The following is a 20,547-nucleotide window of genomic DNA, read 5'->3' on the forward strand; positions in this document are numbered from 1 at the left end:
GTGTAAATTATTTAATTCGCGATCCTTATCGCTGAATCTAATCCCACGATTGTAATTGCACAACCCAATGCTGTACAAAAGCAGAAATGCGATCGCGCCGCGTTTCAAAAGTAGCAGCAATCCAAATAAACACAATCCCAAAAGCCAAACCAATCGCCCATTTAATCAGCGGATAATCAAATATCAGAACCACCAACTGATAGAAAACATTGATTAAAAATACAGCCGTTCCCACAAACAAAAATGCCCGAACTCGCAGCGCCAAACCCGCTGCAATCGCCACCAAACTAAAAGCTCCCGCAACTAAACCGTGGCTTTGCTGAGTAAAAAGAGGCAGCCCGCAAATCAGCGCAGTTGCGAGCATTCGGAGAGTGTGGCGCAGCGGTTTTTCTGCTGGTAATTTGAGAGTGCTGTCAAACTGAGTAATGTAAAGTAAAGAAAGTCCTAAAGGAGTAACATAAAACTCTGGCTGAGTCAATCCTATTTGCCAGAACCAGCGCAGCATTATCCAGTCAATTATTGCCACACTCACATAGGTAAAACGGACTTCCTCCCTTTCCCAAGCCAGGAAAAAATAGAAGGTAGCAGCTACCAGCAAGCTAATCGGATAAAACTTAGCCGGACTTTCCAAAATAGCAACTATTGGAATCAGCGAAGCAATTACCTGCCAAGGTTTTTTTGACCAACCCCAGTTGTCCCAAGGCAAAATGTAAATGAAATAGGCAAATAGAGAAGCGAGGGCAACTTTCCAAGGCCCCAGCGGCCCGGAAATATACTTAACTAAAGGCGTATTGATCCAATAAAGCCGGAGGCCAAAGGCTTCTAGCCAGCCCAAGTAAATCCAAATTTCTGCCCATTGGCGATCGAGATTATTGCGCCCTTGCAAGAAAGCGTATTGAACTAATAAAGCACCAGTGACTAATCCTAAACTTAAGCCGGATTTAATATCATTCACAGAAGCCCAAATCAGCAGCAAACTGCTCAAAACCCAGTGCAGGTGAGCAAATATTTTTAACTCTGCATTAGTTAAATGTAAATAATTGCTGAGCCAAGGAGATAAAATGCGATAGATATATGTTAAAGTTGTGCCGAGAGTGGCCAGGACAATTAAGCCATCTCCAAAAGCTCCTCCTGGTGTTTGAAAAAGTTGATATAGTAGCGATTCGTAAGCAGCAACGGAGACGCCAATTAATCCTAAATAAACCAAAGGTTTGAATTCGGGCTCCCGCCTACCAATGCCGATCGCAATTAAAGACGCACCCAACACAGTTAAACCAGTCCAATTCGCAAAAGTGTGCGATCGGAAAGTTAAACCCAATACCCCGTAAACCAAAGGTATAACATGAATGCTAGGTAAAATTGTTTGCTCGCGGTGGCGGCGCCGCCACACATCACCCAACAATTGAGTAAACAATCCGAGAGCGATATTAGCAACTGCTAAATTAATCGTAGTGCGATCGACAAAACTCAAACCCACTGCTGTCAACAACTCCAAACTCCAAGCCAAGGCATAAATTGCCAGAGGGGAGAGTTGGCGTAAACTTCGGAAAATTATCGCAGCCACTATCACCAAAATAGCAGCCAAAACTTCAGTAGAGGGCGGGAAACTCAAGGTACTGGCTGCGTAGAGTTCATAGGAATAAAAAGTAATAGTTGTTAACAGTAAGCCGGCGAGTAAGATGGCCCACCCATCTAAAGCTCGATCGTAAATTTGAGCTAATTGAGAAGAGTCAGCTAAACGGCTGGAAAAACGAACAATCATGCTGCGAACCAACCACAGACACAAAAGTGCGATCGCCCCGGCAATTCCCCAAAGCCAACCCGACACAAAACCTAATTGATCGATCGTCGCAGCTACGAAACTCAAGCCAAATCCCACTCCAATCGCAGCCGCTGGTATCTCGACTAAATAGTAAGTATTGACCAACATTAATCCGGCGGCAAAACCCAAACCAATTAACCGATATCCTGGAAAAGTAAAAATTAGAACTTGTGCAAATATTAGGGCGATCGTACTAAAGGTACTGGCAACTTGTTTGTGAGGACTCTCAGTATATTTAGCAACAGCAGTCAAAGCCAAAGGAGTCGCCAGCCAGAGCAAACTCCACGGAGGGCGATGAGTTGCAGTACCCGCAATCAAATAATTTTGCAACAAGACAAAGCTGAATCCTGCTAATACTAAGCCCAGATACCAGGAGCTTTGGAACCATGCAGGATGCCAGCGTAAAAAGGCAGAGTTTTCTCGGAAATTTGCCGCTTTCATCCAGACAAAAAATACCCATTCACTCGCCATGAATATTAATAATATTGCCGACCAAATATTGGGTGTCAGGTTTGGGAAAAATAAGTCAATTGCCGAAGCGATCGCGCCTAAACCAATAATGTGAGTTATGGGAACCAAAATTGCCGGATTTCCCCGTTGTTCAGCCGCAGAAGCCGGCCTCGAAACTCGCCGGGAATTATCGGGAATGACGTATTTCCAAGTAATCCAACCTAAAATTAAAGTAGAGACTAATAAATTGAGCGATCGCCAAAACGGATTGACAAAACTAATAACAGTTAAAACACTCCCCAAACCGAGAGCAAGGTTTTCGCCAAAACTGGCAAGTTGAAACTTTCGCTTGCGGTAGAGCCACTGCGCCACACTTACCATTAAAATTAAATAAGGCAACAGCAGAACACCCCAAAAAGCCCAAGGAGTTTCCTGAGAGTTTGTAAGCTGAGTTAAAAATGCCACAACTTGTGTTTTAATCCCTAAAGGAAGCAGTCGCCAAAACAGCCAAATACTCTGAAGTCCCACCGCCTCCAGCATTAGCAAATCAAACTCTTGCCAAAACCGCACTAAACGGTTGTAAAAAAACCAAACAGCCAATCCGCTAACTGCGATCGCCTGTAGCGGAATGTCCCGAAAACAAACCAGGTAGCCCAAACCCAACAAACCCATTCCCGCTAATTGCCATTTAAAAAAGTTGCTGGGATTTGGCTGGTCGGATATATTGTTTTCAATAGTCCCAGATGTGAGGGGGTGCTGCCAATCCAGCCATGCTAAAAGCACGCCACAAATCGCCAAAGCTAAACCCATTTCAGCGATATTTACATCCTTGACAAATATCGCTCGACCCAGTAAAATTCCTAACGAATAAGCTACTAAAGCTGCTTTTTTGTAATTCAGAAAATCTCTGCTCAAACTGAAAGCAGCGGGGAATGTTTCAGTATTTCCCCCGCGTTGGATAGATTGCAATCGTTGTTGCTGAATTTGATAAACTGTAGCAGCGGCAGTTCCCACTGTACCCACATAAACCGCAGTAAGGGAAAAGCCTGCCAATGCCCACCAAGAGTGCAAATAACTCAATCCCAAGTGATTTAGGGCGATCGATCGAGCGATGTTTTTTCCTGAAAAGCTTTGATATTGATATTTTATAATCCGGGCAGTTATCCAAGTCAAAATAAGTGCCGCTGCGATTGCTACCGCCCAATCCCAAGGATACCGCCACAATCCAAAAGTATCCATCGCCCAAAAATTGATCGGCACTAGCAACAGCGTCACTTCTTGCAAAGTTTGAGCAGTTAAGTGCAAATTCTGCTGTCTGTTTGCCCAACTGCTAATCGCCCAAAAGGTTAAAGTATAAGCTAACAAAACTCCATATTGTCCGGCCGCCGGAAATCTTTCCCACTGACTGGCAGCTAAGACTCCAGAGGAGACAACTACCATGAACACTCCTAAAAACAACAGCCACACCACGCTAATTTCTGCCATTAGCGAGTGCAAAATTTGAGCTAGAAAGTTAGGGGTTTGAGTAGTTTCTGTGGCCCTAGCAACGCTTTCTCTGCTGCTAGGTACTGCTTTTTGTGTTGATAAGGCAGGTACTTTTGGCTCGCCAATAGGATTTGGCGGGTTTTCAATTTCAGAAAAATCTACAGCGGGATCTCTGAGTGGGCAGACTAAATACTGTCGGCACAATTCCTCAACCTCAGCGGGCGAAAGTAAACCTAGCTGCAGCCACGCATCTAAACCTGTCAACAACTCAGGATGCGAGGCTAAGACGCTCAATTCAATTTTGCTCGATCGACCTTTGGGAGACGACATTGGCTTAAACTTGTACTAGCTACCTTCAAGCTATAGCCTAGATTAATGTCGAGCTAATTTGACAACATTCCGCCATCGAAAGTGGCACAATAAGTATTTATAACTAAAGAACTGTCGCAGCCAGTGTCAACCGGTGAAAAAATCCCGCTGATGGGCCTACAGCAGCGTGCCTCAGCGGTGAAAAACTCCAAATTAGGACACAGCAGCGGTTTCCTTACCGATCGACATATTGCAGCAAAGTGTCTACACTAGCATTGTGGTCTATGAAAGAAAACAAATGTTTGAAGAGGAGTTTTCCATCTGCATCCAAAACAAACTGAGCAGGCAAAGGAGCACCTAAAGCCTGACCGACTTGATAAGCCCGAAAAACTTGACAGCCTGGATCAGAAAGCAGAGGCATTTTCAAGCCTAAATCTCTAACCACAATTTGGCTTTGGCGATCGTCGGTACTGGCAACCATCAATAATTCTATATTGCGATCGGCAAATTTTTCCCAGTTTTCATTCAAAGCTTTAATGTGAGGAAAACAGAAAGGGCAATATTGCTTTTCTGTAAAAATCCGCGTAAAAGCCAGGACTACCGGCTTATCGCCCCGATAATTCGACAGCCGCACCAATTTGCCATTATTAATATCCGGCAATTCAAAATCTGGCGTCCTCTGTCCCAGCTTCAGAACATTACTCGCGGGAACAGGCAATAAATTTTGGAAAAACCGCTCATTTAACAAGCCGCTAAAATTAGTAGAAGTCAGCATATTTCCTAATTGGGTAATTGCTAATTGCTAATTGGTAATTAAAAATCCGGTTAAATAAATGCCTCTGCGGGTACGGACACGGCAGCGCCCAAGGCGTGTCAACTTAACGTCAAACCTATTCACAGATTGCTGTTTGATCGTTAAACTTAGATCCCCCCTAGCCCCCCTTAAGAAGGGGGGGACAAGAGTCTTATCAAAGTCAACCCCTACTCCCCTTCTTAAGGGGGATTTAGGGGGATCTAGACTTGGCTATGAACGAGAGATACCAAGGCTTTCAGGTTTAAGTTGACACCTATGGGCATTGCCGTGTCCCTACAAATATAATGTGCTTAAACAGCAGCAAAGAATACCTTAGACTTGACAGGATCTGGAGTCATGGTCTTGTCACCGGGCTGCCAGCCGGCGGGACAAACCTCATCGGGATGAGACTGGACGTGTTGGATAGCTTGCAGAGTACGGAGAGTTTCGTCCACGTTGCGGCCGAAGGCAAGATTGTTGATAGTAGAGTGTTGGATGATGCCTTCTTTGTCGATGATGAACAGACCTCTGAGGGCAATGCCTGCTTCTGGGTCGAGGACGTTGTAGGCCGAACTAATTGTTTTTTTGAGGTCAGCAACTAAGGGATAGTTGAGGTCGCCGACACCGCCTGATTTGCGGTCTGTTTGTATCCAAGCGAGGTGAGAGAATTCACTGTCAACGGATACGCCGAGGATTTCGGTATCGATTTTTTTGAAGTCCTCGAAGCGATCGCTAAATGCTGTAATCTCAGTTGGGCACACAAAGGTGAAGTCCAAGGGGTAGAAGAACAGGACTACATACTTTTTGCCTTTATAGTCTGACAGTTTAACTGTCTTGAATTCCTGATCCACTACGGCTGTTGCTGCGAAATCGGGTGCAGCTTGACCAACCCGGAGGCATTCACTGGTCATAGATTTTGTTTCCTTTTTTACGAACTGTTACAAATATATCATACTCATAACGACTACAAGTATCTTCTCGATCGATAAAAAAAAGACGCTCTCAAATTTGAGAGCGCAGTTTTTTTGATTAAATAATGGCTCAGGCGGGATTTGAACCTGCGACCTTGGGCTTATGAGTCCCCTGCGCTAACCACTGCGCCACTGAGCCAAATCTACTTCACGATTTACTATCGTAGCACGGTAGGGTTAGCTATGTCTTGTTTTAAAACAACACAATTTCTAATGACTTCCAGTAAAAGTTATGAGTTTTGGTAATCATTCAAAACCCATAACTTCCGACCAGTCGTTACCTAGAAGCGCTGGACGCATCGTCGGGCAGTAAAGCCATTGGGTTGATAGCACCCTGTCCGGCGGGATGAATTTCAAAGTGCAAGTGCGGCCCGGTACTGAAGCCAGTGCTGCCCATTTCTGAAATCTGTTCCCCTTGAGCGACTCTCTGACCCTTTTGCACCAAAATTCGGCTGTTGTGGGCATAGACAGTCTCAGTGCCGTCAGGATGGGTAATTTCCACAAGATACCCGTAGCCGCCGTCGTTCCACTGAGCATAGGTAACCACCCCGTCTGATGCTGCCACAATTGGCGTGCCGATCGGCCCTGCAATATCAATTCCCCTGTGCATCCGTCCCCAGCGCCAACCGTAGCCCGAAGTCAGAACACCCTTAGACGGCCAAATAAACCGGTTAGCCGACTGTGGTTTGCCGTTAGGCAGATAAGTATCAGGGTTCGACAGCGGAGGCAGTTCTGGAGAAACCATGCGTCCCAAAGACGGGTTGCTTAGGGGGTCGTAAGCCTCAGATCCCAAAGGAGCGGTTGCTACCATAGGCCCCTGCCCAGCAGAGGTCGGCGTCAGATTTATCGGTTGCAGTTCCGCTGCGCGAGCGGGGTCTAAACGCTCTTGCTGCTGCTTCTGAACCTGCTGGGACCAGGCTCTCGATGGCGGTCTGCTGATTTCATTCTGCACCGCCTCAGTATAGTCGGGGGTGTAGAGATATGGATTGACACTTGGCATATCCTCAGACGGGTTGACCGAGGGCCCGTCATTTGGAGCCAGGGACACCGCATTTGCGCCGATCGAATTGCGCGAGGCACGATATTCCTCTCGCAGCCTGACAACTTCTGCCCTCAAGCGTTCGGAATAAGGGTTGAGAGCTTCTGCGGTGGGGAGAGCCTCCGAATTCGACTCTGGTAAAGCGCTAGTTGGAGCGCCATTTGAACCCTGGGCGCTAGTATTTGCCACGAACCCGATCGGCTGCGGGTATTCTCCCGTAGCGATGGCGGTAGCCGTTGCACTGGCTGGCAAGGGCAGGGCACTGGTGTCAACTGCACCTGTAAATGTTGGTTCGCCTTGAAGATCCAGCTTCCGTGGATCGCTAATGGTTTGGGAAACTTGAGTCAGCGGAATGCTGTTAATTTGGGGAACCATCGGCGCTGAAATATTGTTCAGAGCTTCCAGGTTCTCCAGGGGAGAGACAACAGGCACTTTGGGCGCGGGGGCTGCAACGCCAGCACCGGCTATTTCCGAGGTAGACGAGCTGGGGTTCAAAGATGCGGGAACCGAACTCGCCGCCCACACAGATGTAGAGTTGGAGGCAGAATAAGAGGCTGCCGCCTGCACCCCTGGATTTTTCAACCCCACTTGGGGAATTTTGAGCCGTTGATTGACATTCAGCAAGTTGGGGTTGCCGAGCTTGTTGACGGAGATCAGATCTTTGGGCGATACGCCGTGACCTTTGGCGATCGCATCTACCGTATCTCCCGGACGCACGCTGTAGAGAACCTCAGCCGGCCCGGCGGTACTTCCTGCAGGGGGGACTAGCACAGCCGAGGGCAAACTGGGTGTTGCCAAAGACTGTTCAATTGACTCGAATGCTCGATCGGGCGATGCTGCTTGACCTCCCCCGGAATTGGGAAGTACGGGTGTGGCATCGAGGTCAGGAATAGTTGTCCCAGTTGCATATCCGGGGGAGGTCAGCGTCGGTGCTGACTCCGGCAAAAATGCCGCAGATGTAGATAAATTTGCTCCCCCCTCCGACCCGAACATAGTTCGACCCGATTCTGTGGTGCGGTTTTCCTGTTTTTTCAAACTGTCGATCGCCCCGTCTGCATTCGGGATGTCGATCGAACTTTGTTCCGGTACCATCGTGACCAGCGGGGTCGCTGCGGTTGATGGCAGCGCTGTCATTGCTGCACTATCCAATGGCTCGGAGCCAGTCAGATTTAACTCTTGTTCGGGATTGACCGTCGCTGCGCGATCTAGCGAAGCCGATGTGCTATAGCCGGCGTTCTGTTGTGGTGTGGCTTCCGTCGCAGTCGGAATTCTGAGCTGTTGCCCAACTTGGAGTATGGTATCGGGTTTGATGTCGTTGGCCGTTGCTAGTACCAACGGTTCAACTTGATAATCCCGAGAAAGCTCCCAAAGGCTTTGCCCCTCCTGCACCTTAACCGTCGCCGGCTCAGAAGGTGCTCCGGGCTGTTCGGCCCGGGAACCGTCAACTTGTGCGGACGTAGCGGGCCCGTTGGCCGATACTGGCTGTACTTCAGCGGTGGATTCCGATGTCGGTGCGAGTTCAGACGCGCGAGCGCTGTCTCCATTTCTCGGTAACAGGATGCCAGAAGCACCTACCGATATTGCCAGCCCGATCGTGGCGAGAGAGCGAACTCTGCCTGTGCTGAGCGTTGTCTGTTTGGATGGTTCCGCAGAACCGTCTCTGTCGATTTCACTAGCCTGAACAGGCTTAATTTGGGGATATGTTCGTTTCAAAAAAACGACCTCCTACTGAGAAGCGCTAACTGTCCTTGGAAACACTCAAGGGGATCGCATGACGCTGAATTTAAATCAACAAGCAAAAATATTCTGATTGTTGACAGCTATCATGCTTAGGCCAGATTACCTTGCTTTTTTAATTTAGACAAGCTCAAACCGTCAGAAATTTTAAAATTCTCGGTCAAACCTGCTGCCATTAACCCCACAACCCTTACACCGCAATAGCTGGAACGAATACATAAATTTTGCGTTCCGGTAAGGCTCTGAACTCTTACCTATTATCCGACTTTAGGCTAATTTCCGGACAGGCTACAACCGTATATTTACTAGATATAGTGTTCAGACCTAAGCTGGTGCTCGCTGACGCCCTAAATCGCTAAAATTATTTATTTTTGTTGCTGAATCCTCTTGCAGTCATTTGGTGTTGCTGATAACAATCTGTTTTTGAATGAATAAAATATATTAATGTCGGCTATCTAGATTTTCACCCCTTTGATACAAATTTCTTATATTTAAATGGAGATTTGGCAGCCTCCGGCAGCTATTAAATATCTATATATTTATGTGTTGATAATGATTTATCCCAGCTCGCCCAACTGTCGTTTAGCCTCAAATAAACCCACAGCGGCGCTGACGGAGAGGTTCAAACTCCTGACTCCAGGCTGGCTCATCGGAATAAAAACTGTGGCGTCGCAGGCATCCAAGACGAATTGGGGAATGCCTACAGTTTCCGAGCCAAACATCAGCCAGTCGCTGGGCTGAAATTGGAATTCGGCGTAATTGCATCGCCCGCCAGTGCTGAATCCGATCGATCGTCCCCCGCGCTGCTGCCGATAGGCCAGAAAAGCCGCTAAGTCTTCGTGGCAGTGGAGATTGACGTAGGGCCAGTAATCTAAGCCGGCCCGTTTCAGGTAGCGATCGCTAATTTCAAACCCCAGCGGGCCGACTAAATGCAGTTCCGTGCCTGTGGCAGCGCAAGTGCGGGCGATATTGCCAGTATTCGGGGGGATTTGCGGGTGAATCAAGACAAGTTGGGGCATGAAGCTAATTAAAAGCGAAAAATACAGCTCTTGGGAAATTTATAAAACTACCCACAGGTAGATATACCTTATAGCTTTTATTTATAACCTTTGTCGAGCTCCATTGATTAAATATTCTGATTTGTTTTTGGGTGTCCCTCTGCAACTTTTGACAATCAAGCATCCAGGATACAAGCCCCCTGATTCATCCGTCCAGAAATAAAAAACCTGTATCCGATAAAGGAGTCCCCGAATTTATCGGTAGGGTCGCCTCTAAAATCTAAAATCTAAAATCTAAAATCTAAAATCGATTGACCGGTAGGTTCGGGCTATTTGTATTGGCTGAGTACGCATAGCCAGGGGCTACTGAAAGCCCCCGTTATAATAACCGCCGATACTTCAGGCAACTAACTGGGCGCACAAGTTATCTTCTAGCTCCCATTCTTGGTGAGCCATCCCCTGAATCCCTTGCAGAATAATACTGCGGGTGTCCGAACCGCCCTCGTGTAGCTTCAACCACTGCTGGGCCGTGTTGCCTTCCCGGAGAATCTTTTTGAGGGGCGAGAGAAAGCAACTAAAGCCGCGTTTTTTGGCTATAGGCCACACTTCGCGGTAAATTTCCTCAATCCAATCTCGTGCCAGAATAGTTCTGCCGTCTTGCCAGTGGGTAAGTTCGGCATCCAAACTTTGCCGGGATGCAGCAATTTCGTTGGCGTCTGTGAGAGCAACTAAGTCTTGGTTGCGGGTGGCCGCAGGCAAGGTGCACAGTTCTAAAGGGTCTAAGCTGGGGTCTTCCATCATCTGCCAAATGCGAGCTTCTAGTAAGGCAGTGATGGCTAACAAAGCCAGAGGATTGACTTCGAGGTCGCAAATTCTCAGTTCGAGGCGGTTGAGACAGTAGGGGCGGCGATCGCCATTTGGTCGCACTGCAGACCACAAATGGCGGACGTTTTGCATAGTACCGAGTTCTAGCTGTTCTTCAGTCCACTGAATGTAATGCTTGTGACTTTCAAACAGGGGGACGATGGCGGGAGTTTTGGGAAACAAACCCCACCGAGTGGAATGATAGCCCGTGACTTCGCCGTCGAGGAAGGGGGAAGATGCGCTCAAGGCAAGGTAGAGCGGTGCTTCGACGCGGGCGAGGCGGATGGCGCGCATCAGCATTTCTGGTTGGGAGATGCCGATGTTGATGTGAATGCTGGCGGTGACGACTTTGGTGCCGTAGGTTTGCTCGATGTATGTGTGGTAGGGGTTGTTGGGATCTGATCTGTAAAATCGATCGCTCCCTCCGAGAGACAAGGTACTTCCCGGCAGCAAGGTATAGTCGCCCAATTGTTTGAGATACTCGCGCAGCCGGACTCGCGGCTTGACTAAGGCGCACAGCAGGCGATCGTAGCTGCACAGCGGGGCGGTCGTGTACTCCACATTGCGGCTATCAGGCTCCCGCACAAATCCCTCTAGATCGGCAACTATGCGATCGGAGAGACCGACAACCTCACCTTCGGGAGTGCCGGTATACATTTCTACTTCAAAGCCTTTTGATAGCAGCACGTTTATTCCTCAGCTAAGTTGAGTGCTAGTCTCTAGTATCCCAAAAATTGACCTGTTCATAGCTAGTAAAAGTATAGTCATTTATGACATGACATAGGAGGCATTGAGTCTCTCCCCTTTCGCTCGTACTTTGAGCGGATTGACCCGCCTTGGCTGAACTACGCAGCTCTCTATCCCATCGCTAAAGGCATTTGGGATTGCTTTTCTTAGGATGTTGTATGAGGCGTTGACATCGGAGTTAATTAATTGACCGACCGATGTCTTGTACAAACCTCTCTTGATTCGCTTACCGCTAAATGTGACACCATCAGCGCCAGTATGCCCGTACACAGGAATCGCGTCTAGATTCAGGAAATTCGACCTAGATGTGTAAGATTCTTCTTGCACGATTACTTTCATCCCAACCAATCGAGCTTTATATTCTATCATTTCAATCAGTCGAGCATGAGGAATGCCGACGAAGTTTTGGTTGGTTTGCTTTCCTAAATCAATCTCGGTTTTCCATTGTGCATTTTTGCCGACAACTAGCCTCCCAATTTGATTGGCGACCAAAAGGTCAACAATTAGGCGACTGGTATGATGCAAGTAATTATCGACTTTTTGGTGGCGACAGCGAGTTAAGCGTTGAATGCGGGGTGAACTCTTGCGACTTTCTTTTAACTGAGATTGTAACCCTGCTTTACGTTTGTTGTAGAACTGGTTGATTGATTTCAACGGACGCCCGTTAATCAACAGAGGTATAAAACCCGGCTGATTTGAAGTTAACGCCGCTAAATTATTCAGACCTAAATCAATACTAGCTACGAATGTGTCGTCGCGGGCGGTGGACGCCGGTTCATCATAAATCACCTCAATCACATAGGAATCACATTTGGGAACCAGCCTAACTTGGCAAATTTTAGCGGGATTTACTTGGGTCTTTATCAATATTTCCGTACCCGAAAGCTTGATAATTCCTTTTTTCAATTGCTTGCTGCTCATCGCCTGAATCGTATAGACAAGAATATTACGACCCTTGGTCTTATCCTTATATTTCGGTAGCTTCGGACGACCCGTGAATTTAGAGGAATCAATTTTGTAAGCTTTGACTGCTTCAAAAAAGGATTTCCAATTCTTGTCCAATACCATCAAGATTTGTTGACTAACCTTGGCGGGCATTGCCTTGTATGCTTGATGAGATTTCATCAAACGGTTCATCTCGTTGTAATTGATGTGGCCCCATCCATAAACAAAACTCTGACGAATGACGTAATTGGCGGCATTGTAGAGATTTTTGGATTGAAAAGCTAATTCATCAATTTCAGCAAAACGGTGTTCCGTAGATTTAATGATGTGTCGCTCTGTTAGCTGCATTTGGATTTTCCATTCTTAACGCTCGCAACATTCTTGATTTCTCTGACTGTATGATACTACTATTGTTTATTAATGCTTAAAAGTTTAATGAAGTTTTACAATACTATTTTCCACGGGGCAGAGTTGAAATTTTTCGCCACTGGCACTGAAACCGGGTTTTTCGGCGTCCGCTAGTTTGGGCGTTTGTTTCCTAGTTGGGGGCCTGCCACGACCAATACTCCCCTCGCAAAGAGTTTCCGAGGCGGTTTTAGAGTCAAAAAGGCTGTTTGGCGGTTTGTTCGATCGCGCTTGTGTTTGATTCGGCGAGCGAACTTATGGTAAATAGAACCCACCCCTCCCTCAGACAGAAGTTAGAAAGCACTGCCTACTGCCTTCCTTCCTTCTAGCTTCTTCCTTCTCCCCTCTTCCTTATTCCTTCGACATCTGTTTTCTGTCTTGAGAGGGATAGCCACAGATATATCTTGGATGCCATTCTAAAAGAGGGCTCTGCAATATTTTTGAGCTATAATAATAACCCCTAAAAATCCCTGTGAAAGAGCAAGAAAGAACCCCTCCCAATTTTTGGAATATGCTAAGCAATTTAGCCTTAGTCCGGTTTTTGCTTTTATTTGCTTCAGGTTGGGCTGGACTGCAACTTTTAGCTTACTTTGAAACAGCAGTCGCGGTTTTCACGATTGCTGCACTCGTGGCTTTTTTGCTCAACTATCCGGTGCGAACTCTCCAGAGATTTTTACCGCGAAGTTTAGCTGTCGCCTTCGTTGTCCTGCTCACCATTTTAGTTTTTGGCGGTCTCACCGTCACCGTAGGCGTCACTCTTTTATCTCAAGGACAGCAATTAATTGACAGCATGACTGAATTTGTGAATGCTTTAGCGCCTCTGTCCGAGCGCCTCGAAGCATTCCTGCGGGCGAGAAACCTGCAAGTTAACCTGCGAGTTATTGAGGAACAACTGCGAAATCAAGCTTTGGCTGGAGTTGTATCGAGTATTGCTTTTTTACAAGTATTTTTAACCAATTTATTGAATTTAATATTAATTATGGTAGTGGCTTCTTTCATGTTACTTGATGGAGAGAGGCTGTGGCTGTTAGTTCTCAAATTTATACCCAGACACCTGCACAGGCGTTTAAGTATAACAATAGAGAAAAACTTTTTAGGATTTTTTCAGGCACAAATCCTGTTAATGTTATTTTTGACAACAGCAAGTTTTTTAATTTTCCTGCTGTTAGATGTGAAATTCCCCTTGATTTTAGCCTTTATTATCGGATTGTTTGATTTAGTTCCAGGGATCGGAGCGACGCTGGGAATTAGCTTAGTTTGTTTTATTGTATTGTCTCAAAATGTGTGGCTAGCTTTAAAAGTATTGGCAGCTTGCATTGTTTTGCAGCAAATTCAAGACAACTTTATTCATCCGAGACTCATGCAAAATTCCCTTAACCTCAATCCGGTAGTGGTATTTTTTGCACTGTTAGTAGGCGCGAGAGCAGCAGGACTTTTAGGAATATTTCTGGCTATTCCGCTAGCGGGAGTGATAGTTAGCTGGTTTGACATTGAAGAAATGCAATCGGAAGGTTAAGTGATAAAGATATCATCTTTTATATCAAATCCGGCTGCAAAATTCGGTTGTAACTTACCGACTAGAAGTCCCATGCTTCAAAAACTCTCCTCTGTCCCACGCGAAACTAACAGTAAAGAGAAAAAAGCAATGTATGGTACACCTTACTGCGTACAGTCAATGAATAAATTGCAAGTCAGTAGGAAATCTTTCTTCTTCTGGTTCTGGATCGTAAATGTAATCGCAGTCAAAACGCAGAGCTTGAGAGTGGCGGCTGATAGAAAATCCGCAATTACTCACCATTTCTGTAGTAAAAGTTGCCATGACTAACTCAATCAGCTTTCTGTAGGAAATGTTAGGCAGTTGAACGTAATAGGTGCGTCTGGCAAAAAAGATTCTCTCATCTTTCGGTAGAATTATGCCATTAATTCTGTGTGCGTGTTGAATCGGCTTGATATAGGTTTCAATAAACTGCGACTGATTTTTTTGGAGTCTCGCTAATCTTTCGTGTTGCAACCAGCTCATTTGAAACACAATTTTAATAAATTCAAAGCCCAAAATGTAGTTAAAAACATTATTGCGTTCTTCTGTACTCAAGACGAAGCGGAGTGCCGATTCTAAATATTGGTCAGTTTCTCGGCGCGATTGTTGAGCTGAGTGGATATAAAATTGTTTGATGTAGCTTCTTAAATCTGATTCGTTTAATTGTTTTTTGACTCGAAACCTGATTAAATACTCTTTGACTCGGTGTAGAGTATCTACATCTTCAAACATTTTTGAGACTAAACCGTCGGCTGTATAATCATCTAAAAATTCTGCTTGCAAGTCGGGAGTAGATGCACACAATATGTAGCAGAGGGACAGGACATAGCGCCGTTGGTTCCAAGGCAAGCTTTCTGCCCAATCTTTAACTTCTACAGGGAGTTTTTGGAACACGGTATCAGTGTGGGGGAGTTGAGCAAGGTCGGCATATTTATGTTTTTGTTTAATCATTGCCTGAAACCTTATATTAGTAAGTATACAGAGTAATATATCGCAGATGATGGGAGGGGGAAGCTGCGACGGCGGCTTGCAAGTTATTCTGTCTTATTTTCTTGCCATCTATCTAAATATACATTCTGTAGGGAACAGGGGGGGTGATCTGTCTCACACTTGAGCGAGTTTTAAATCACCAATGCTAGCTCTTCGCATCACATTTGGGGGCGACGAGTGCCACCCGTAAAACTTCTTCCCGTCACCGGCGTAATAGTGGGTTTGGTTGATGATTAAGTCGGGTGATTCATAAGTTTTTGTTAGTAATGATTACTGAGATCCATCATGAACTTGACTACAAGTATTTTCCCGGAAAATCAGTGCAAAGACTTAACTTTTTGCGAGATCCTCGTGCAACCCGTGCGACAGTGGCTCGATAGCATTGCAGTGGGAGAGCCACCAGTAACTCAGTGGTGTGCCAACTTATACCCGTAGGGTGTCAATCGATTTTAGATTTTAGATTTTAGATTTTAGATTAAAGAATTGAAGCATTGACCCCACGGATAAATTCGGGGGCTCCTTTATCGGATACAGGTTTTTTATTTCTCCAGGGATGAATCCGGGGGCTTGTATCCTGGATGCTTTCGGTCATTGTGAGAGATATATCTAGTTATTGGGACACCATTTTTTCCACATACCGCCTATGTGCAAGCTTAATCCTGTGTATGAGGAATTAATGGGGTTAAGCTTTCGCTCGCTCTCGTTTGTGGGCGGGGTCAGCCAAAACAGATACAAGTTTCCGACAAGAGTAGTGAGCAACCCAAAATTGTAGATCCTAGTTCCAAATCCCAGATGTATCTGTGGAGTAAATCCAAAATCTAAAATCGACTGAGGTATGCGGCGAAGATGTAACTCTGTACTACTGATTGAGGGGTGTCATACCTCGATCGCCCATTGATCTCAATTATTTATGGCGTCTGTCGCTCTGGTAGTTGCGAGAGCCATAATTTAAGCCATAATTGTTGATAATATCAATGGATGCCTCTCGATAGGAGTGGGTATCCATCGTGGCGCTTAAGGTAAAAATAACATCAAACGGTAGCAGCAAAAACAATAACTATAAAAATAGTTTAATAATCTACGTGGGATGAGGGAAGTGAATATGTTTAACGCAACTGAACTGCTTATTAAGGCTTTTGTCAATCGCCTCATTGAAGGCTACCGCCACAGTTATGGCGGGTTTAAATCTGACTATGGCGAGATTATTGCTTGGGTGGCGAGTATGGCTTTAGAAAATATTGCTAATAGCGATGCTCTTTACCATAATGTCGAACACACTATTTTAGTGACCTTGGTGGGACAAGCAATTCTGGGTGGGAAGCACATCCGCGAAGGGGGTGTTTCCTGCGAAGATTGGCTGCACTTCCACATTGCTTTGCTATGTCACGATATCGGGTATGTTAAAGGTGTTTGCAGGCAAGATAGAACAGATTTGGGACTGTATGCGACGGGAATAGGCGACCTGAAATTAACGCTGCCTCCGGGGGCGACGGATGCTAGTTTGATGAATTATCATGTGGATCGCGGAAAAATGTTTATTGACGAGCGTTTTGGCGGTCACAAACTGATTGATGCTGAGCTGGTTAAACGTAATATTGAGCTGACTCGTTTCCCGGTTCCTACAGATGAAGATTATCAAGATACGGTAAATTATCCGGGTTTAGTTCGCGCTGCCGATTTAATTGGTCAGTTGAGCGATCCGCGATATTTGCAAAAGATTGCGGCGCTGTTTTACGAGTTTGAGGAGACTGGGCAGAATCGGGTTTTGGGCTATCAGAATCCGGGGGAGTTGCGGGATGGTTATCCGAAGTTTTATTGGAATGTGGTTTATCGGTATGTGAAGGATGCGATCGGCTATTTGGAACTGACGCAGCAGGGAAAACAAGTTGTTGCTAATTTGAGCGCGAATGTTTTTCGGGTGGAGCATTCTCAGGTTCCCAAGTCGGCGGTGGCTGTAGTTAGGTAGGGTTTGTTTGGGTGGATGTCGGGCGATCGTTCTTTTTTGGGATAAGTAAGCCCACCTAAAAAAACAGAATACCCAAATCCTCGACTTCTTGTAGAAGTCGGGGATCTAACAGAAGAATCCTTATGCAAGACAGAATTCAGCAATCCTGTTGATATTGAAGCGCTAAATCTTCGATGAGTTCCACCATTGCGCGAACCATAGGCATTTTAGTGAGAATTTCGATCCAATACCACTGTCCGTTAGGATTGAGTTCGATAAAATAGAGGGTGTCGTCTTCGTCGCGAATGATATCGAATGCACCAAAATTCAAACCAAACTCGTCAAGCATTTGATGAAGTTTGTTGAGGTAATCCATTGGCAGCTTGTCGGGAACGTGAACGAGTTTATCTGGTTCGATAACGCGCCAATCCAAAGTCACGTCTGCATCGTTGGTATGCTGGGCATCAATGCGACAAACAAAATCATGCTTACCAATTAATGTAACGCGATATTCGGCTTTCTTTTGAATGCGTTTTTGAATAAAAACAGGCGCTAATCGAATGCTCTCTCGAAATGCTTCAAGTGTTTCTACATCAATGGGGCGAGTATAGCAAGCATACTGCTTTTCATCATGTAGGAATCCAGAGTAGCGCATCGGTTTGACAATGCACTTACCCTGTTGTGTCACAAAGTTGCAAGCAGCATCGTAGGAATTGGTTACGAGTGTTGGAGGGATAGTAATTCCCAGTTTTTGAGCAATTGGAATCTGATTGATGCGATGGGAAGGCAATCTAATTTTGTAGTAGTTATTGACCCACCTCGCTTTGGGATATAAGCCAGACAGAGAGTACATTAAAGATTCTGTTTCTTCTTGACAATACTTGATTGCCCAAGCATCATCAACTTCTGGAAACACTTGATAATCTTCTGGTTTTCGCCACCAAATCACGCCAACATCTTGAACTTCTCTCAAAGAGTCTTCAAAAGACAAAAAACTTTGACTGGGATTGCCCGAAGCTTGCCACGAGTAAGCATATTTGCTTTTTTTTATAAAAGTTTCTGAATTTAATCGAATTGCTCGAATATTTGATTTTTGCAATTGGTTGATAACGACATCCGCATGAATGTCAGTCTCGGAAGTCACGATTAAAAGGTCAGTCATAGGATTTGAGATTTGAGATTTAAGATTTGAGATTTGAGATGAAAAATTACGGATTCTGTATGGGTTTGGATCTTATAGGGGATTGCATTATTTTTGGAAACGGGTATCACAACCAAACCAATTGAAATAAAATTGACAGTGAAAGACCTGTCATGCAAAAATTCATGCAGGTCTTTCAAGAAATCAGATGGCAAGCAAAAGACGACCTTAGCCAGAGCAAATTCTAGTCGTCCTCTTGCTGGTCATCATCATTCTCGTCAAACTGCCTAACAGTGGAGCCACTGCGATTACACCAGGAGCCACTCATGGAGGTGATGTTGGAGGTCTGCGTGGTGGGATCGTAGCTAAAAGTCTCCTCGGCGGTGATGCCGTACTTGGGCAAGATGCTCAGGTGCATCATCAAAGGATTTGCTTTTTTGTCTAGAGCGAGTTGGGTAGTCGTCATAAGTTAGTCTTTTTGAGCGATTGTTTTACTTTCACAATGCTACAGCTTGCCAATTAATTTGTATAGTCGAAAAAGGTCGGATAAAGTCGTATAATATAAAAAGTTTTGATAAAGCTTTAATCGTTTTTGTATTCAAGGCGAAAATAGTCGGATCTAGACGGTTTTAGTTCGATCGCTCGGATATTGTGAGGAGGCGCGGGTGAACGTTAAGGAAGCACTGGCTTTGGCAGATGAAGTGGTCTTTGCGAAAACTGGCAAGCATTTAGATGATATGCAAGTTGGTGTGATTGAGGGCGTTTTGAAGCGGCAAAAGTATGGCGATATTGCCCAAGCGCTGAATTGTACTGAGGGTTATGCTAAAGATGTGGGCTACGAGCTATGGGAGTTGTTCTCTGATGCTTTTGGAGAAGAGGTTAATAAGTTAAATTTGCGATCGACGCTGATTCGGAAGTCGATGATTAGCAATGTTACTGGAAGCGTCATTAGTGGCAATCATGTTGCTCGTGGTCATTTAATCGGAGCGCTGAATGTCTGCACATCGCAGGAAGAGTCGCCTGAGTTTTTGCGGGGAAAGCAGCGGGCGAAAATGGAGGCGATTAAACGCTTGCAAGCCGTCGGTTTGAGCGACGAGCAAATCGCGCAATGCTTGGATCTGACGCTAGAAGAGATTCGACAAGTCGATTTGACAGAATAGAAGATAGAGCAAGCGCTAATGGCTGAGGGATTCCCAGGCTCAAGCTTGGATAGAGCATCCGATATCTAGTTTTGGTAACTCGCCCCATCCATTTTCCCAATGGGTTAAAATAATAGGTAAGTCATTTTAAAAGAGATTGACCATGAGATTCATTAACCCCAAAACCGATTTTGCCTTCAAAAAAATATTCGGTTCAAATCAAAGCAAACCAATCTTAATCAGTTTTCTGAATGCCATGATTTATGATGGTAATCCCACCATCGCTGACTTAGAAATTATCGACCCGTATTTAGCATCAAGAGTACAGTATCTCAAAGACTCTTACCTGGATGTCAAAGCCAGGCTTGAAGGCGGCGCAACTGTAATTATCGAGATGCAAGTTTTAAATGTAGAATCTTTTGCGAAACGGGTGGTTTACAATACGGCGAAAACTTACTCGACACAACTGATTCGCGGTGAAGGTTACTTTAAGTTAAAACCTGTAATTGCTTTGACAATTACTGATTTTGAAATGTTTGACAATGACCGAGAAGTAATTTCTCACTTTGTGTTCAAGGAGAAAAAGCGTTTATTTGATTATGTCGATCCAGAGATAGAACTGATATTTATCGAATTGCCGAAATTCAACAAACAATTGGATGAATTAGAAACTTTGACTGACAAGTGGGTTTATTTTATGAAAAATGCTCCCAGTTTGGAAGTGGTACCGCAAACAATGGAAACAGTCTCGGAAATACAGCAAGCCTTTGCGATTGCTAATGAAACTAACTTGAATCCAGAAGAGTTGGCAGATTTAGAAGCACGCGAAAGGTATATTCTGGATCAGCAGGGAATCTTGCGAAAGGGAATTGAAGAAGGACTCGCACAAGGGCGAGAAGAAGGCAGAGAAGAAGGCAGAGAAGAAGGGCTCGCACTAGGAATGCGAGAAAAAGCTCTAGAAATTGCTAGGCAACTTATCAATGTCCTTGACAATCAAACCATTAGTAAAACAACTGGTTTGAGTGTTGAAGATATCGAAAACTTGCGGGAGGAATGAAAGGAAGGGACAAAGTGCGATCGCACAATTAGTACACCTTTTCTCCCTACTAGGATCAGCCTGGTAGCGCAGGTTTTTGACGCTTTGCCTCTTTGATTGAGAATGACGCAAAATATTAACTCTCATCGACATAATCCTCAAGGATGAGTCTGCCCTCTCTCTAAAGGAAGATT

General features: G+C 45.3%; 16 protein-coding genes and 1 tRNA gene. 6 read left to right on the top strand and 11 right to left on the bottom strand.

The genetic code is table 11. The features are described 5' to 3' along the window. Window positions 1–37: 37 nt before the first annotated feature. The 8 genes from QT992_RS08975 to QT992_RS09010 form a co-directional block, all read right to left on the bottom strand. Window positions 38–4,087 (bottom strand): hypothetical protein, encoded by a 4,050-nt coding sequence (locus QT992_RS08975; protein WP_333340775.1) that lies wholly within the window; start codon window positions 4,085–4,087, stop codon window positions 38–40. 214 nt (window positions 4,088–4,301) lie between these two features. After that, window positions 4,302–4,841 (bottom strand): redoxin domain-containing protein, encoded by a 540-nt coding sequence (locus QT992_RS08980; RefSeq protein ID WP_333321725.1) that lies wholly within the window; start codon window positions 4,839–4,841, stop codon window positions 4,302–4,304. A gap of 329 nt (window positions 4,842–5,170) precedes the next feature. Further along, window positions 5,171–5,770, bottom strand: coding sequence for a peroxiredoxin (locus tag QT992_RS08985; protein WP_015178160.1), 600 nt, complete (start codon window positions 5,768–5,770; stop codon window positions 5,171–5,173). A gap of 126 nt (window positions 5,771–5,896) precedes the next feature. Next, window positions 5,897–5,969 (bottom strand) — tRNA-Met (locus tag QT992_RS08990). A 138-nt stretch (window positions 5,970–6,107) separates the two neighbouring features. After that, window positions 6,108–8,582 carry a peptidoglycan DD-metalloendopeptidase family protein gene (locus QT992_RS08995; RefSeq protein ID WP_333340772.1) on the bottom strand — a complete coding sequence of 825 codons (2,475 nt, stop codon included), beginning with the start codon at window positions 8,580–8,582 and terminating at the stop codon, window positions 6,108–6,110. Window positions 8,583–9,163: 581 nt separating this feature from the next. Beyond that, entirely contained in the window at window positions 9,164–9,625 is a 462-nt protein-coding gene (locus QT992_RS09000; RefSeq protein WP_333321711.1) for a tRNA (cytidine(34)-2'-O)-methyltransferase, read from the bottom strand. Between the two features lie 378 nt (window positions 9,626–10,003). Next, window positions 10,004–11,155: a glutamate--cysteine ligase gene (gshA, locus tag QT992_RS09005; protein WP_333321709.1), complete on the bottom strand. Its 1,152-nt coding sequence runs from the start codon at window positions 11,153–11,155 to the stop codon at window positions 10,004–10,006. Between the two features lie 81 nt (window positions 11,156–11,236). Continuing rightward, window positions 11,237–12,508 (bottom strand): transposase, encoded by a 1,272-nt coding sequence (locus QT992_RS09010; RefSeq protein ID WP_333321708.1) that lies wholly within the window; start codon window positions 12,506–12,508, stop codon window positions 11,237–11,239. A 529-nt stretch (window positions 12,509–13,037) separates the two neighbouring features. On the opposite strand from QT992_RS09010, the gene QT992_RS09015 reads away from it, so the two are divergent. Further along, on the top strand, window positions 13,038–14,081 hold the full coding sequence (locus QT992_RS09015; protein ID WP_333321707.1) for an AI-2E family transporter: 1,044 nt from the start codon (window positions 13,038–13,040) through the stop codon (window positions 14,079–14,081). A gap of 156 nt (window positions 14,082–14,237) precedes the next feature. On the opposite strand, the gene QT992_RS09020 is transcribed toward QT992_RS09015, so the two are convergent. Continuing rightward, entirely contained in the window at window positions 14,238–15,053 is an 816-nt protein-coding gene (locus tag QT992_RS09020; protein WP_333307918.1) for a cobyrinic acid a,c-diamide synthase, read from the bottom strand. A gap of 324 nt (window positions 15,054–15,377) precedes the next feature. Between QT992_RS09020 and QT992_RS09025 the strand changes: the two genes are divergently transcribed. From QT992_RS09025 to QT992_RS09035, 3 genes are all read left to right on the top strand, one after another. Further along, window positions 15,378–15,527, top strand: a complete 150-nt coding sequence (locus tag QT992_RS09025; protein WP_333321704.1) for a hypothetical protein — start codon at window positions 15,378–15,380, stop codon at window positions 15,525–15,527. Window positions 15,528–15,705: 178 nt separating this feature from the next. Continuing rightward, window positions 15,706–15,864 carry a Mo-dependent nitrogenase C-terminal domain-containing protein gene (locus QT992_RS09030; protein ID WP_333321703.1) on the top strand — a complete coding sequence of 53 codons (159 nt, stop codon included), beginning with the start codon at window positions 15,706–15,708 and terminating at the stop codon, window positions 15,862–15,864. 330 nt (window positions 15,865–16,194) lie between these two features. Further along, the gene (locus QT992_RS09035; RefSeq protein WP_333340765.1) at window positions 16,195–17,058 is read left to right on the top strand and encodes an Npun_R2479 family HD domain-containing metalloprotein; all 864 of its coding nucleotides are present in this window, start codon (window positions 16,195–16,197) and stop codon (window positions 17,056–17,058) included. Window positions 17,059–17,194: 136 nt separating this feature from the next. On the opposite strand, the gene QT992_RS09040 is transcribed toward QT992_RS09035, so the two are convergent. Together QT992_RS09040 and QT992_RS09045 are read right to left on the bottom strand one after the other, a co-directional pair. Beyond that, on the bottom strand, window positions 17,195–18,199 hold the full coding sequence (locus tag QT992_RS09040) for an MvdC/MvdD family ATP grasp protein (RefSeq protein WP_333340763.1): 1,005 nt from the start codon (window positions 18,197–18,199) through the stop codon (window positions 17,195–17,197). 223 nt (window positions 18,200–18,422) lie between these two features. Continuing rightward, a complete protein-coding gene (locus tag QT992_RS09045; protein WP_333054024.1) occupies window positions 18,423–18,644 on the bottom strand; it encodes a hypothetical protein in 222 nt (73 codons plus the stop codon). Between the two features lie 199 nt (window positions 18,645–18,843). Here QT992_RS09045 and QT992_RS09050 point away from each other — a divergent pair, with 199 nt between their 5' ends. Continuing rightward, window positions 18,844–19,338, top strand: a complete 495-nt coding sequence (locus QT992_RS09050; protein ID WP_333340760.1) for a hypothetical protein — start codon at window positions 18,844–18,846, stop codon at window positions 19,336–19,338. Between the two features lie 142 nt (window positions 19,339–19,480). Next, entirely contained in the window at window positions 19,481–20,374 is an 894-nt protein-coding gene (locus tag QT992_RS09055) for an Rpn family recombination-promoting nuclease/putative transposase (RefSeq protein ID WP_333340757.1), read from the top strand. Window positions 20,375–20,547 lie beyond the last annotated feature (173 nt).

Origin of the sequence: Microcoleus sp. T3_D1, from assembly GCF_036700405.1 — a bacterium.
GTDB lineage: Bacteria > Cyanobacteriota > Cyanobacteriia > Cyanobacteriales > Microcoleaceae > Microcoleus.

Bases quoted from the DNA above. Each gene is read 5' to 3' on its own strand.
- QT992_RS08975 (WP_333340775.1), bottom strand. From the start codon at position 4,087: ATGTCGTCTCCCAAAGGTCGATCGAGCAAAATTGAATTGAGCGTCTTA.
- QT992_RS08980 (WP_333321725.1), bottom strand. From the start codon at position 4,841: ATGCTGACTTCTACTAATTTTAGCGGCTTGTTAAATGAGCGGTTTTTC.
- QT992_RS08985 (WP_015178160.1), bottom strand. From the start codon at position 5,770: ATGACCAGTGAATGCCTCCGGGTTGGTCAAGCTGCACCCGATTTCGCA.
- QT992_RS09000 (WP_333321711.1), bottom strand. From the start codon at position 9,625: ATGCCCCAACTTGTCTTGATTCACCCGCAAATCCCCCCGAATACTGGC.
- QT992_RS09010 (WP_333321708.1), bottom strand. From the start codon at position 12,508: ATGCAGCTAACAGAGCGACACATCATTAAATCTACGGAACACCGTTTT.
- QT992_RS09020 (WP_333307918.1), bottom strand. From the start codon at position 15,053: ATGATTAAACAAAAACATAAATATGCCGACCTTGCTCAACTCCCCCAC.
- QT992_RS09025 (WP_333321704.1), top strand. From the start codon at position 15,378: ATGAACTTGACTACAAGTATTTTCCCGGAAAATCAGTGCAAAGACTTA.
- QT992_RS09035 (WP_333340765.1), top strand. From the start codon at position 16,195: ATGTTTAACGCAACTGAACTGCTTATTAAGGCTTTTGTCAATCGCCTC.
- QT992_RS09040 (WP_333340763.1), bottom strand. From the start codon at position 18,199: ATGACTGACCTTTTAATCGTGACTTCCGAGACTGACATTCATGCGGAT.
- QT992_RS09045 (WP_333054024.1), bottom strand. From the start codon at position 18,644: ATGACGACTACCCAACTCGCTCTAGACAAAAAAGCAAATCCTTTGATG.
- QT992_RS09055 (WP_333340757.1), top strand. From the start codon at position 19,481: ATGAGATTCATTAACCCCAAAACCGATTTTGCCTTCAAAAAAATATTC.